Source organism: Pseudoalteromonas sp. BSi20495 (genome assembly GCF_000241185.1).
Classification (GTDB): domain Bacteria; phylum Pseudomonadota; class Gammaproteobacteria; order Enterobacterales; family Alteromonadaceae; genus Pseudoalteromonas; species Pseudoalteromonas fuliginea.
The window spans coordinates 1-13,643 of record NZ_BADY01000050.1 but is presented as its reverse complement, the minus strand read 5'-3'; the positions used below and the strand labels follow the sequence as shown (position 1 = coordinate 13,643).

Here is a 13,643-nt window from a genome sequence, read left to right as displayed (position 1 = left end):
TTTGAAGTTGTTTACTAAGTTATATGATATGGCCCTTGTATGGGCCAAGCATCGCCATGCCGAGCGTTATTTGGCTGCAATGAGCTTTGCTGAGTCTGTTTTTTTTCCAATCCCACCTGATGTTATGCTTGCGCCTATGTCGCTTGCTCAACCTAAAAAAGCATGGCGCTTTGCAAGTTTTGCCACAATCGCATCGGTTGTTGGCGGAATAATTGGGTATTTACTCGGCTTTTGGTTATTTGAACCCGTTGTTGAGCCATTAATTGCACAAATGCACTGGCAAGAAAAGTTTGATGTCGCATTAAACTGGTTTAAAGATTACGGTGTTTGGGTTGTTTTTTTAGCTGGTTTTTCACCTATACCTTATAAAGTATTTACGATTGGCGCGGGTGTTTTACAAATGGCCTTTTTGCCTTTTTTAATTGCATCTGCCATCGGGCGCGGTGCGCGATTCTTTTTAGTTTCAGCTTTAATGAAGTGGGGCGGAGCTAAGATGGAGCAAAAATTACGTCAATATATTGAAATGCTTGGTTGGGGATTAGTAGTATTAATTGCAGTAGCGTACTTTTTGTTGCGTTAAGCTTTATAAAATAACTTTTTTACATAAGGAGCTAAATACAATGAATAAACAATTTATGCGTTATGTTGCTTTATTTATTAGTATTTTGCTTTTTGGCTGCTCGTCTCGTCATGTTCCAGCACCAGTCAGCAGCCTAAATAACAATGTTAACTATTCAGATCATAAAATTAACATTAGTGGTAATAAGTATAAAGTTCAAAAAGGAGATACTTTATATTCAATTGCTTTTAGTGCAGGTCAAGATTTTCGTAAATTAGCAAAAAACAATTCTATTTCATCACCTTATGTAATATATCCTGGGCAAGATATCTCTTTAATACCATTGCAGTCAGAAAATAAAAAGTCGGAAAAATATACGAATTCGAGTAAAAAGTCTAGAAAAAGCACACAAAAAAATAACAAAAAATTAAAGAAAGAGCTTGATCAGCCAAAACAACGAGAGTATGTTCAAAAACAAGCCAGTAACAAAGTTAGTAATAAAAAGTATTTGTCGAGTAGTAAGGTGAAGTGGTTTTGGCCAGCAAAAGGTAAAATTACTAAACGCTTTTCTAATAAGGAAAACGGATACAAAGGCTTACAGATTACTAATAAAAAAGGGGCTTCAGTATTAGCCGCGGCACAAGGAACGGTGGTGTACGCGGGTAACGCACTTCGAGGTTATGGTAGTTTAATCATATTGAAACATAATGATGATTACCTAAGTGCTTATGCACATAACTCGAAATTACTTGTTAAAGAAAAGCAGAAAATTAAGGCTGGACAAAAAATAGCAGAAATTGGTAATTCAGAATCTTCGGTTACGGCACTTCGTTTTGAAATTCGCTACCGAGGGCAAGCTGTCAATCCTGCTAAATACCTACCCTAATTTTAAGGTATTGATAATTGCTCGGGAGAAGGCTTATGGCTAACGCAGCAAAATTTGACAAAAACATCACGAATGATGACAAGTTCGATGATACCACCGTTGAAGAAAACACATCGTTACTTGAAAAAGTAGATGACGAAGATATATTTGCCAAAGAAGAAGTAACAAAAAACCTTGACGCCACTCAGCTTTATCTTGGTGAAATAGGTTTCTCTCCATTACTGAGTGCAGAAGAAGAAGTCTTTTTTGCACGAAAATCACTTAAAGGTTGTGACGCCTCTCGTAAACGCATGATTGAAAGCAATTTACGCTTGGTTGTTAAAATAGCTCGCCGATATAATAACCGTGGACTTGCCTTACTTGATTTAATTGAAGAGGGTAATTTAGGTTTAATCCGCGCTGTTGAAAAATTTGATCCTGAGCGTGGCTTTAGATTCTCAACTTACGCGACATGGTGGATACGCCAAACAATTGAACGTGCCATTATGAATCAAACACGTACGATACGTTTACCTATTCATGTGGTTAAAGAGCTTAATGTTTATTTACGTACTGCTCGTGAATTAACTCAAAAGTTAGATCATGAACCCACTGCTGAAGAAATTGCTGAGAGCTTAGATAGACCCGTTGAAGACGTAACAAAAATGCTACGTCTAAACGAAAAAATAGCCTCTGTTGATATGCCAATTGGCGGCGAAAATGACAGTGTATTATTAGATATTATTCCTGATGAAAAAAGTGCAGGCCCTGAAGGCCAAGTACAAACGAATGATATAAATAAACACATTGTAGATTGGTTAGGTGAGTTAAATCCTAAACAACGCGAAGTGTTAGCACGTCGATTTGGATTACTTGGCTATGAGCCATCTACACTTGAAGATGTAGGCCGCGAAATAGGCTTAACACGTGAACGTGTAAGACAAATTCAGGTAGAAGCATTACGTCGTTTAAAAGACATTTTGCAACAAGAAGGTTTAAGTACAGACAGCTTATTTAATCAGTTTTCGTAGCTAGTTAAATAGTTTAAGAGACTATTATGTGTGTTAAAAAGCCGAAGAATTTATTCTTCGGCTTTTTTTATGCTTGTAAATTAGATGACATAAATTACAACAATGCTTTTAGTTTATATAACAAATCGTGTGCTTGGCGTGGCGATAAGTTATCAGGGTCGATTGCGCTTAACTGCTCTTCAACTTCTGAAGGTGTACTTTGTGCAATTTCGTTATTAAAAGTAAAGGCTTGTTGTTCTGTATTTGGTGCAGTGACGCTTTGGTGATTTTCAAGCAACTTAAGTTTTTGCTTTGCTTGTGCAATCACAGCTTTTGGCACACCTGCAAGAGCGGCTACTTGTAAACCAAAGCTTTTGCTTGCTGCACCGTCGAGAACTGTATGCATAAATGCAATCGTGTCGTTATGTTCTATTGCATCAAGATGCACGTTTACAAGGCCCGTGGTTTGCTCAGCAAGTTCTGTTAATTCAAAGTAGTGCGTAGCAAATAAGGTTTTAGCTGATATTTTTGACGCTAAATGATTCGCTGTTGCATACGCAAGCGACAGCCCATCGTAAGTGCTTGTACCGCGACCAATTTCATCCATTAATACCAAAGACTGCGCCGTGGCATTATTTAAAATAGTCGCTGTTTCGGTCATTTCTACCATGAAGGTTGAGCGACCTGATGCTAAATCATCGCTTGCACCAATACGTGTAAATATGCGATCAATATTACCAATTTTAGCGCTGTCTGCGGGTACATAACTGCCAATGTGAGCCATTAGTACAATAAGTGCTGTTTGGCGCATATAGGTTGATTTACCGCCCATATTTGGACCGGTAATAATTAACATTTTACGTTGGCTGTTTAATTCAACAGGATTAGCAATAAACGGTTCTTTCATTACTTGTTCAACAACAGGGTGACGACCTTGCTTAATGCTAATGTTGTCGTTATCGCACAGTTCTGGTTTTGCATAATTGAGTGCAAATGCACGTTCGGCCAGATTATTTAATACGTCTAAATCAGCCAGTGCTGCTGCCATCATTTGCAACTGTTCAATATGTGGAGCAATAAATCTAAACAACTCCTCGTATAGTTGCTTCTCAAGTGCTAAGGCTTTTGATTGGCTACCAAGCACTTTATCTTCGTGCTCTTTAAGCTCTGGAATAATGTAGCGTTCGTTGTTTTTAAGCGTTTGACGACGAATGTAGTCGGCTGGTACTAAGTGCGCGTTAGCGCGGCTTACTTCAATAAAAAAGCCATGTACGCGGTTATAACCAATTTTAAGCGTACTAATACCCGTACGTTCGCGTTCTCGCAGTTCTAGTTGATCAAGAACATCGGTTGCACCTTTACTTAAGTTACGCCATTCATCAAGTTCACTGTTGTAACCCGGGGCAATAACGCCACCATCACGAATAAGTACCGGTGGGTTTTCTATTACAGCTTGCTCTAACAATGATTGTAAATCAGGGAGTTCAGGCGAGTGCTTGATAATATCTGTTATACGAGGATCGTTAGTATCACCTAACAAAGTATGCAGTGGTGCAAGTGCTTGTAGTGCACTGCGCAGGCGAGTTAAATCGCGTGGGCGAGCAGTACATAAAGCTAGGCGTGCAATAACACGCTCTACATCACCAATCTCTTTTAATGATTCGTGTAATTCACCGCAAAGTTGTACGTCTAAAATTGCACTAATTGCATTTAAACGTGAATTTAGCTCATCTTTATTACGAATAGGCGTATGAATACGGCGCTTTAGTAAGCGAGAACCCATTGGCGTTGCTGTTTTATCAAGTACTTGAGCAAGTGTATTTTCAAACCCGCCCGATAGATTAACGGTAAGCTCTAAATTTTTACGTGTTGCAGCATCTAAAATAACTGCGTGCTCGTTGTGCTCAAGCGTAATTGCACGAATATGCGGCAATGCAATACGTTGTGTATCTTTTACGTATTGCATTAGGCAACCTGCAGCAACAAGTGCGCTGTGGGCTTTATCAACACCAAAGCCGACTAAATCTTTAGTACCAAACTGATCGCATAATAAGTGTTGGGCCGTATCTAAGTCGAATTCCCACTCTGGGCGACGACGAGCGCCTTTTATATGCTCAATTAAATGAAAGTTTTCAAAGCTTTCGCTATACAGAAGTTCTGCTGGTGATAGGCGCTGAATAGTTGAGCTAAAGGCTTCGTCGGTGTTTACTTCAACTATGTTGAAACGACCTGAATTAATATCAAGGTAGGCAATACCGTATAAGCCTTTTTTACTTTGCCAAACACTGGTAAGGAGGTTGTCTTGTCGTTCTTGTAAAAGCGCTTCGTCAGAAATTGTACCGGGTGTAACTATACGTACAACTTTACGATCAACGGGACCTTTACTGGTTGCAGGGTCGCCAACTTGTTCGCAAATAGCGACTGATTCGCCCATTTGGACTAGGCGTGCTAAGTAGTTTTCTACTGCATGATAAGGTACGCCCGCCATAGGGATAGGATCGCCACCGGCTTTACCGCGATGTGTTTGCGAAATATCGAGTAATTGAGCGGCGCGTTTAGCGTCATCAAAAAAGAGTTCGTAAAAATCGCCCATACGATAAAACAATAAAATATCGCGATGCTCTGATTTTATTTTTAGATACTGCTGCATCATAGGGGTTTGTTGTTTTATAGTGTGTGGTGCATAAAGATCAAACGACATGTATTTACCCAAAGGCTGAATATGGAATTACATCAAGAGATTAAAACACTTGCTGCGCAATTAGGCGCTATTTTAACGGATAAATGCTTATGGATCACTAGTGCTGAGTCATGTACTGGTGGCGGAGTGAGTTATGCCCTTACCGATACCCCTGGGAGCTCGGCTTATATTGACCGTGCATTTGTCACTTATAGCAACCAAGCAAAGCAAGACTTATTAAATGTAAGTGCAAGTACATTAGCAAAGTATGGTGCTGTAAGCGAACAAACAGTGCGAGAAATGGCAGTAGGTGCTATTAAAGCAACAAACGCTAATATTGCGATAGCTGTATCGGGCATTGCCGGGCCTGGTGGTGCAACTGAAGGTAAACCTGTTGGACTTGTGTGGTTTGGCATACAAATTAATGATAAGTTGCTTACATTTAAACAAGTATTTATTGGTGATAGAGCTCAGGTTAGGTTACAAGCTATTGTATTTGCATTAAAAAATGTAATAGATGAGATAAAATAAAAAAATTAGCTTGATACTGTGATTTCATACAGTATACTTGGTTCCATTAGCTGGATTTGGAGAACAAAATGAACGATAACAAACAAAAAGCGTTAGACGCAGCACTATCACAAATTGAACGTCAATTTGGTAAAGGCTCAATTATGAAATTGGGTGATAACAAAGCGTTAAACATTGAATCTGTATCTACAGGCTCATTAGGTATTGATATTGCCTTAGGCATAGGTGGTTTACCTATGGGACGTATTGTTGAAGTGTACGGTCCTGAATCATCTGGTAAAACAACGCTTACTTTACAAGTTATCGCAGAAGCTCAAAAAGAAGGCAAAACATGTGCCTTTATCGATGCTGAGCATGCTCTAGATCCAATTTATGCACAAAAACTTGGTGTTAACATTGACGATCTTTTTGTATCGCAACCAGATACAGGTGAGCAAGCGCTAGAGATTTGTGACATGTTAGTACGTTCAAGCGCGGTAGACGTTGTTATTATTGACTCGGTTGCTGCACTTACACCAAAAGCTGAGATTGAAGGCGACATGGGCGACTCGCACATGGGCCTACAAGCACGTTTAATGTCACAAGCATTACGTAAGCTTACTGGTAATATTAAACGCTCTAACACGTTATGTATTTTCATTAACCAAATTCGTATGAAAATTGGTGTTATGTTTGGTAACCCAGAAACAACAACGGGTGGTAATGCACTTAAGTTTTACGCATCGGTACGTATTGATATTCGTCGTATTGGTTCTGTAAAAGAAGGCGATGAAGTTGTTGGTAACGAAACTCGCGTTAAAATTGTTAAAAACAAAGTAGCGCCGCCATTTAAACAAGCTGAATTTATCATCATGTACGGTGAAGGTATTTCTAAGCAAGGCGAGCTAATTGACCTAGGCGTTAAGCATAAAATTGTTGAAAAAGCTGGTGCTTGGTATAGCTACTGTGGCAACAAGGTTGGCCAAGGTAAATCTAACTCAATTAAGTTTTTGAAAGAAAACCCAGAAATTGCTGATGAGATTGAAGGTAAGTTACGCGAAATGCTTTTACTAAAAGCAACTATTGAACCAGAAGATGGTGAAGATAAGTTAGGCGATGACGCAGACCTTTAAGCTGTATCAAAATGAGTTTCTTAGCTTGATTTGACCCGAGCTTTAAAAAAGCGCTAACCAGTAATGGTTGGCGCTTTTTATTGTTAAAAACTTAAAGTAGATAAGATAAAAACGACACATAGAAATGTGTCGTTTTTAATTCAGCTACAATAATTTGTTGTATTAACCAAATATACTTATAACTGCCAATTTACAGAAAGCGCGTAGTTACGTGGTGCGCCATAGTAACCTTGAGCCCAAAACAGGCTGTGTAAATACTTTTCACTCGTAGTGTTATTTACGTTGAAAGTGACTCCTACGTTTTCTGTAATCTTATAGTTAGCCATTAAGTCAAGCAAACCATAAGCATCTTGATTTGTTGTCACTGTAGCAAGGCCATTTGCATCACTTACTTGTACTCGGCTTATAGAACCTTGCCAGCGATAATTAGCACCAAATGTTAAGCCATCAATCATTGGTACTTGATAGGTTGCAGCCACTTTGAGCTGGTTTTCAGGTGTGTAATCTTTAACTAAATCATCACCGTCAATATTTAGATTACTAAAGCTAATACTTGCACTTAGATCGTCAGTAAGTCTTCCGCTAAGCTCTATTTCAAACCCGTCACTATCTATACCATCTGCAGCATAATAGCGCGTATCACTCGGTAATGAATTAGGAAGTGCTATAGCGAGGCCTTCTTGTTTTGCATCAAAATAAGCAAAAGTTACAAAAATTTGATCATCAAGTAATTGAGCCTTTACGCCAACTTCACTGCTTTTTCCTATTACAGGAGCTAATTGGTTCGCATTAATATCAAGCTCTGTTTGCGGAACAAATGTTTCTGTGTAACTTGCATAAGCCGATAATGATTCATTAAACTCATATACAGTACCGATGTATGGGATAACTTCAGAATCATTTCTAGTTTGAGCAACACCATAAGCAGCACCCTTTGTTTTCCAATCTGTGTAACGCACGCCAGCAAGTATACTTAGAGGTTCACTTAATTTAAGGCGAGTAGATATGTAAGCTGATTTTTGATCATGGGTTACTTCACTGCCATTAGGAGCATCAGCTAGCGTTGCTTCAGGGATTACACCATTCCAAACTTTAAGAGAAGGCATTGCTGGAAAGCCATTACCTGTAGTGTAATCGTAGAGAGATTGCTCTGTGTAATCCATCTTAGCTTGGCTAACACCAAAAGAAAGGTCATGTTCTTGGCCAAATAAGTCAAATTTACCCGTAGCGTATAAATCAAATAAGTCATGTTTATCGCTGTAATCATAACGGCTAGCATAACCAGTTAAACCAAGTTCTGTGTCTTTATCTGGAGTACCGAATACGTAAAATAACTCTGAATCTTGTTCATTTTCGATGTGAGCATAACGCGCTCTAGCAACCCATGTTGCTGATAAATTTTGTTCAAGCGTTACATATACTTGCTCTGCGCTATTATCCCAGTAAGACCAGTCAGCAGCCGTGCTGGTTGATTCGTCGTAATCGGTTGCTGTGCCATCAGTATAAAATAGTGGTAAAGCACCCCAAAGTGGGCTTTTAGCATCTTTTTGTTGGTTAACGTAATTAACACTAAGTGATGTGCTATCGGTTAATTTACCTTCGTACGCTAAGTAAATAATTGTTTTATCTGTTTCGTAACGATCTAGGTATGAATCAGCTTTTTGTTTTGTAAATACGGCACGTACAGCGTGTTCGTCATTTATTGGTGTAGATACATCTAAATCTAAACGTTTTTTATCCCACGAACCATATGAGGCTGATGCATTCGCTTGTGTTGTATAAGTCGGCTTTTTTAAAACCATATTTACGGTGGCTGAAGGGTTACCAGCGCCCGTCATTAAGCCATTAGCACCGCGGACGATTTCTACTCGATCGTAAATTGAAGTATCAAGACTACCTTGAATTGACCCTGAGCTTTTAGGAATGCCTAAACCATCAACTAAAAAATTAGTAATTTCAAAACCACGGGCTTTAAAGTAGGTACGGTCGGTTTCTATTTGTTCTACCGTTACACCAGGTGTGCTCTCAAGCACTGAGTTTATATCATCTAATGAAAAGTCATCCATTAAAGCACGTGAAATCACAGAGATTGATTGCGGTGTTTCTTTAATAGTTAGGCCTAGCTTAGTCGCAGATTGTGCTTCTTCTGTTATGTAGTTCTTATGATGTTGGCCATAAACAGCTATTTTTTCGAGAGGTTCATCATTTGTAGTTGATTCATCTGCAAATGCATAACCAGATAAAATTAAAGAAGTAGCAAAGCTCAGCTTAGATAAACGCAAAATTTGAGGGGACGACATGGGTGTTTCCATTTGGTTCAAAAAGAAGTGCGTAATTTAATCTAAATGATATTGATTTGCAATTGTGATAAGGGTTTTTAACTAAGATTATTCTGTTTTTTTGGATTTTAGCGCCATAAATAAGGATTATAGGTACGGATTAATGAATTATTTAGAACTTAGTTGTACTTATTAAAAAAGCGGCCAAGGCCGCTTAAGGAAGTAATTAGATTTTTAGCTATTAAAAAGAGTATTTAACAGAAAATTGTAAACGGTCTAAATCACCATCAACGCCGCTTTCAGTTTCTCGCTCAGCATGCTTTAGTTCAGCGCCAAATGTTAAGCGTTTAACGGGTGAGTATAAGATATTTGCGCTGTAGCTTTGGCTTGATTCTGTAGGATCACCAGAGATAGCGAGTAAATCGGTATTGTTATCAGCAGAGAAGAAAGAGTATAAGAACGTTGAACGCCACTGACTGTTCCATTTATGCTGGTAAGCTACAAAACCTGATGTAGAATCAATAGCATCAAGATCATCACCATCAAGAACAGCGCCATGTGCTACGTTTAAGCCTACATAACGGCCTAAACCTTGCCCTTGGGTAAGCATAAATTTAAGGTTGTCTTCACCTAACTTAACCATACCTGATGCGCTAATGCCAAATGATGTTTCATCAGCGTCAATTTCACCGACTTTATAAGTAAGTTGACGTGCTAGTGCTGCAACAACGATGTTACCCCAATCAGCTTTGTGCGTATAACGTGCTGTAAAATCAGGTAGTGATGCATCATCAGTGGCAACACGTGTGCCGCCCGCTGTCGTAATTGTACTTTCTGGATTTTCTAATGAAAAAGACCATGCGCCAGTTGTGTATTTAATTTGAGATTGACGAACAAACACAGTGCCTTCAGCTGGGCCTACAAAGTCGAGTGTTTCTGCAAGAGCACCTACGTTTTGAAAGTTTGACCAAGTTTGACCAAATAACCAACCGTCATAAGTGATGAATGCATGTCTAATGCGTGGTGCGTATGAATTTGAAACGCGCTCGTTTCCACCGGCTGCAGACGCTAAAAAGTCAATTTCAATTTTAGTTTTTACCGTTTTACCGTTATCTAATAACGTGGCTGTACCAAAATTAAAACGAGATTGACGTGCGTGCATATCAAAAACTGCATCAGAGCTATTATCATCGCCAACTGTAAGTGTACTTGGTACGTAAAAATCACGACCAACACTTGTGCCTGCTGGTGCACCGGCTGAATAATCACTCCACATAGAGTCAAGTTTAATGTATCCGCCGTAAGTAAATTCGGTATCACCAACCTTTGCAACAGTTGCTGCGTATGTTGCGCTTGAAAGCGCGCAAAGAACAGCACTTGCTGCGAGTGTTTTTAATGGAGTAAATTTCATTTTGGTGTCCTTTATAGGCTACTTGTTTATTACTTTTTATTCATTTATTTTGTATTACTTGCTAAAGGTATTACTTACGAATAAAAAGTGCTTTTTTGCGTGACTTGTCATTACTAATACACATTCTATTTTTATTTGTTAAATAATAGATTAGTTAAGTTTTAGCAAAATTGTTTTATTATTTTACGGCAACACTGTTAAATATGTACGAGATATACTCAATTACCTATTGGTCTATAAGACTAAGGTTTAAGGTATAAGTAGTTTGCATTTACTTACATTTAACATCTTGTATTATTTATGTAAAATAATTAAACCAAGCCAATTATAAACTACAACTGAAGAATTTAAAGGTGTGTACAACTAAGGTCTAATACTTAATAAAGCACTGCTGAGTAATCCTTGATAAGAGCCCAAGGCAAGTAATTTAAATGGAGACTAAGATGTCACAAAGTATCTATCCAGTTCCTGCGCACATTAAAGACGCAACACTCATTGATAAAAATAAATATAATACGCTTTATAAGCAATCTATTGACGATCCAGAAAGTTTTTGGGATGAGCACGGCAAACGCCTCGATTGGTCTACTCCTTACACTAAAGTTAAAAACACCTCATTTGATAAAGGCCATATCAGCATTAAATGGTATGAAGATGGCTACCTTAACGCTTCTTATAACTGTATTGACCGCCACTTAAAGACAAAAGCCGATAAAGTGGCGCTGATTTGGGAAGGTGATGATCCTTCTCAAAGTGAGCACATTACTTATCAAAAACTTCATGATGAAGTGGCTAAATTTGCCAATGGCTTAAAAAAGTTAGGTGTTAAAAAAGGTGACCGTGTAGCTATTTATATGCCAATGACGCCTCAGGCCATTTACGCAATGCAAGCTTGTGCACGAATTGGTGCTATTCACTCTGTTGTATTTGGTGGCTTTTCACCATCAGCGATTGCCGACCGTATTAGGGATTCGGGCGCTAAAGTCGTTATTACTTCTGATGAAGGTCGACGTGCAGGTAATTGCGTACCATTAAAAGCAAACGTTGATGAAGCGGTAGCGCAAGATTCTGTAACCACAATTGAACACGTTATTGTGCACCAATTAACCGGTGGTGAAGTTGATTGGAATAAGCACGATATATGGTGGCACGAGCTAGTTGCTGACTTACCAGCACAGTGTGAGCCAGAACCAATGAATGCTGAAGATCCTTTGTTTATATTGTATACATCAGGTTCTACTGGTCAGCCTAAAGGTGTTGTGCATACCACCGGTGGTTACTTAGTTTACTCATCAATGACACATGAATACGTATTTGATTTAAAAGAAGATGATGTGTATTGGTGTAGTGCCGATGTAGGTTGGATCACAGGCCACAGTTACATAGCGTACGGGCCATTAGTAAACGGTTGTACTCAAGTTGTATTTGAGGGTGTACCTACCTATCCAACAGCTGGGCGTATGGGCGAAGTAGTTGATAAACACGGTGTGACTATTTTATATACCGCTCCTACAGCAATTAGAGCACTAATGGCCAAAGGTGATGAGCCAACAGCTTCGTCAAATCGCGATAGTTTACGTATTTTAGGTTCAGTAGGTGAGCCAATTAATCCAGAAGCGTGGACATGGTATTACGAGAGTATTGGTAAATCTAATTGCCCGATTGTTGATACATGGTGGCAAACAGAAACCGGTGGTATTATGATCACACCACTTCCGGGTGCTACTGATACAAAACCAGGTTCTGCAACACATCCATTTTTTGGTATTGCGCCTGCATTATTTGATGCCGAAGGTAGTACACTCGAAGGTGCTGTAGATGGTAATTTAGTTATTTTAGATAGCTGGCCATCGCAAGCGCGAACTGTTTATGGCGACCATGAACGTTTTGAACAAACTTATTTTAGCGCCTACCCAGGAGTGTACTTTACAGGCGATGGTTGTCGTCGTGATGAGGATGGTTATTACTGGATCACAGGTCGTGTGGACGATGTATTAAACGTATCGGGTCATCGCTTAGGCACTGCCGAAATTGAAAGTGCGCTTGTATCGCATGAAGCTGTAGCTGAAGCAGCTGTAGTGGGTTACCCGCATGATATTAAAGGCCAAGGTATTTATGTATATATTACGCCTAACGAAGGTGTAACTGTAAGCGATGAGTTAACCAAAGAGGTACGTAACTGGGTTCGTAAAGAGCTAAGCCCAATAGCATCTCCAGATATGATTCAATGGTCACCGGGTTTGCCAAAAACACGCTCAGGCAAGATTATGCGTCGTATTTTACGTAAAATCGCTGCAAATGAGCACCAACAACTCGGTGATACGTCAACGCTTGCGGATCCTTCAGTTGTCGATGAACTAATCGAGAACAGATTAAATCGTTAAATGTGCGTTAAAAACTTGATTACAAGTTGATTCTAAACGTAGTATATCGGCTGTCAGTAAGGGTTTTAAACCTAACTGGCAGCCGAATTTATTAGGAGTGAACCATGAGTCAGTTTTTAATAGCGGACGACCATCCGTTATTTCGTGAAGCACTAAAAGGCGCACTGAGCGCAAAATTTGAAGGTTTAGCCGTTTTTGAATCATCCGATTTTGACAGCACATTGCAAGTGTTAAGCGAGCAAGAGGATCTTGATATATTACTGCTAGACCTTCACATGCCAGGTAATGGTGATTTATATGGCCTTATTCGTATTCGAGAAGAATACCCAAGTTTACCTATAGCCGTTGTTTCGGGTAGTGAAGACGTGAATATAGTTTCAAAAGTAATGGGTTACGGCGCTATGGGTTTTATTCCTAAATCGTCATCGTCTGATGATATTGCCAGTGCAATTAACCAAATACTTGAAGGCGATACATGGCTACCAAAAGAGTTAAAAAACAAAGTAGCTGAAATTGAAGGTGAAGATAGAGAAATAGCAGCGCAAGTTGCCTCATTAACGCCTCAACAATACCGAGTGCTGCAATATCTGCACGAAGGTTTACTTAATAAGCAAATTGCTTATGAACTACACATCTCAGAAGCGACAGTAAAAGCACACATTACAGCCATATTTAGAAAACTCGGTGTGTACAATCGTACCCAAGCCGTTTTAATTGCCGCTAAATTAAAGCTCGAACCAATAGAGCAGGCATAATTTAGATTTAAAAAGTTATTAGCTTATTTATGAGCAAAAAAATGCCAGCAACAATGC

At 39.2% G+C, this 13,643-nt stretch carries 10 protein-coding genes; 7 read left to right on the top strand and 3 right to left on the bottom strand.

Translation table 11 applies throughout. The features are described from left to right. The first annotated feature begins 1 nt into the window (after position 1). Genes P20495_RS13145 through rpoS form a run of 3 tightly spaced genes read left to right on the top strand, consistent with a single transcriptional unit; the run spans position 2 to position 2,455 of the window. Entirely contained in the window at positions 2 to 580 is a 579-nt protein-coding gene (locus tag P20495_RS13145) for a YqaA family protein (RefSeq protein ID WP_008135283.1), read from the top strand. A gap of 40 nt (positions 581 to 620) precedes the next feature. After that, positions 621 to 1,445 (top strand): peptidoglycan DD-metalloendopeptidase family protein, encoded by an 825-nt coding sequence (locus P20495_RS13150; protein WP_008135281.1) that lies wholly within the window; start codon positions 621 to 623, stop codon positions 1,443 to 1,445. 35 nt (positions 1,446 to 1,480) lie between these two features. Next, positions 1,481 to 2,455, top strand: a complete 975-nt coding sequence (gene rpoS / locus P20495_RS13155) for an RNA polymerase sigma factor RpoS (RefSeq protein ID WP_007376075.1) — start codon at positions 1,481 to 1,483, stop codon at positions 2,453 to 2,455. A 94-nt stretch (positions 2,456 to 2,549) separates the two neighbouring features. Here rpoS and mutS read toward each other — a convergent pair whose 3' ends face one another. Then, entirely contained in the window at positions 2,550 to 5,135 is a 2,586-nt protein-coding gene (gene mutS / locus P20495_RS13160) for a DNA mismatch repair protein MutS (RefSeq protein WP_008135278.1), read from the bottom strand. A gap of 21 nt (positions 5,136 to 5,156) precedes the next feature. On the opposite strand from mutS, the gene P20495_RS13165 reads away from it, so the two are divergent. Further along, the gene (locus tag P20495_RS13165) at positions 5,157 to 5,645 is read left to right on the top strand and encodes a CinA family protein (RefSeq protein ID WP_007376077.1); all 489 of its coding nucleotides are present in this window, start codon (positions 5,157 to 5,159) and stop codon (positions 5,643 to 5,645) included. Between the two features lie 68 nt (positions 5,646 to 5,713). Continuing rightward, the gene (recA, locus tag P20495_RS13170; RefSeq protein ID WP_007376078.1) at positions 5,714 to 6,757 is read left to right on the top strand and encodes a recombinase RecA; all 1,044 of its coding nucleotides are present in this window, start codon (positions 5,714 to 5,716) and stop codon (positions 6,755 to 6,757) included. Positions 6,758 to 6,933: 176 nt separating this feature from the next. Here recA and P20495_RS13175 read toward each other — a convergent pair whose 3' ends face one another. After that, positions 6,934 to 9,057 carry a TonB-dependent siderophore receptor gene (locus P20495_RS13175; RefSeq protein ID WP_008135276.1) on the bottom strand — a complete coding sequence of 708 codons (2,124 nt, stop codon included), beginning with the start codon at positions 9,055 to 9,057 and terminating at the stop codon, positions 6,934 to 6,936. 220 nt (positions 9,058 to 9,277) lie between these two features. Continuing rightward, positions 9,278 to 10,447: a DcaP family trimeric outer membrane transporter gene (locus P20495_RS13180; protein ID WP_008135274.1), complete on the bottom strand. Its 1,170-nt coding sequence runs from the start codon at positions 10,445 to 10,447 to the stop codon at positions 9,278 to 9,280. A gap of 443 nt (positions 10,448 to 10,890) precedes the next feature. On the opposite strand from P20495_RS13180, the gene acs reads away from it, so the two are divergent. Together acs and P20495_RS13190 are read left to right on the top strand one after the other, a co-directional pair. After that, on the top strand, positions 10,891 to 12,831 hold the full coding sequence (acs, locus tag P20495_RS13185; RefSeq protein WP_007376081.1) for an acetate--CoA ligase: 1,941 nt from the start codon (positions 10,891 to 10,893) through the stop codon (positions 12,829 to 12,831). Positions 12,832 to 12,935: 104 nt separating this feature from the next. Then, complete coding sequence (locus tag P20495_RS13190) at positions 12,936 to 13,586, top strand: response regulator transcription factor (protein WP_007376082.1); 651 nt, start codon at positions 12,936 to 12,938, stop codon at positions 13,584 to 13,586. Positions 13,587 to 13,643 lie beyond the last annotated feature (57 nt).

Excerpts from the sequence above, each read along its gene's own strand:
- P20495_RS13150 (WP_008135281.1), top strand. The coding sequence starts at position 621 with ATGAATAAACAATTTATGCGTTATGTTGCTTTATTTATTAGTATTTTG.
- mutS (WP_008135278.1), bottom strand. The coding sequence starts at position 5,135 with ATGTCGTTTGATCTTTATGCACCACACACTATAAAACAACAAACCCCT.
- acs (WP_007376081.1), top strand. The coding sequence starts at position 10,891 with ATGTCACAAAGTATCTATCCAGTTCCTGCGCACATTAAAGACGCAACA.
- P20495_RS13175 (WP_008135276.1), bottom strand. The coding sequence starts at position 9,057 with ATGTCGTCCCCTCAAATTTTGCGTTTATCTAAGCTGAGCTTTGCTACT.
- rpoS (WP_007376075.1), top strand. The coding sequence starts at position 1,481 with ATGGCTAACGCAGCAAAATTTGACAAAAACATCACGAATGATGACAAG.
- P20495_RS13190 (WP_007376082.1), top strand. The coding sequence starts at position 12,936 with ATGAGTCAGTTTTTAATAGCGGACGACCATCCGTTATTTCGTGAAGCA.
- P20495_RS13180 (WP_008135274.1), bottom strand. The coding sequence starts at position 10,447 with ATGAAATTTACTCCATTAAAAACACTCGCAGCAAGTGCTGTTCTTTGC.
- recA (WP_007376078.1), top strand. The coding sequence starts at position 5,714 with ATGAACGATAACAAACAAAAAGCGTTAGACGCAGCACTATCACAAATT.
- P20495_RS13165 (WP_007376077.1), top strand. The coding sequence starts at position 5,157 with ATGGAATTACATCAAGAGATTAAAACACTTGCTGCGCAATTAGGCGCT.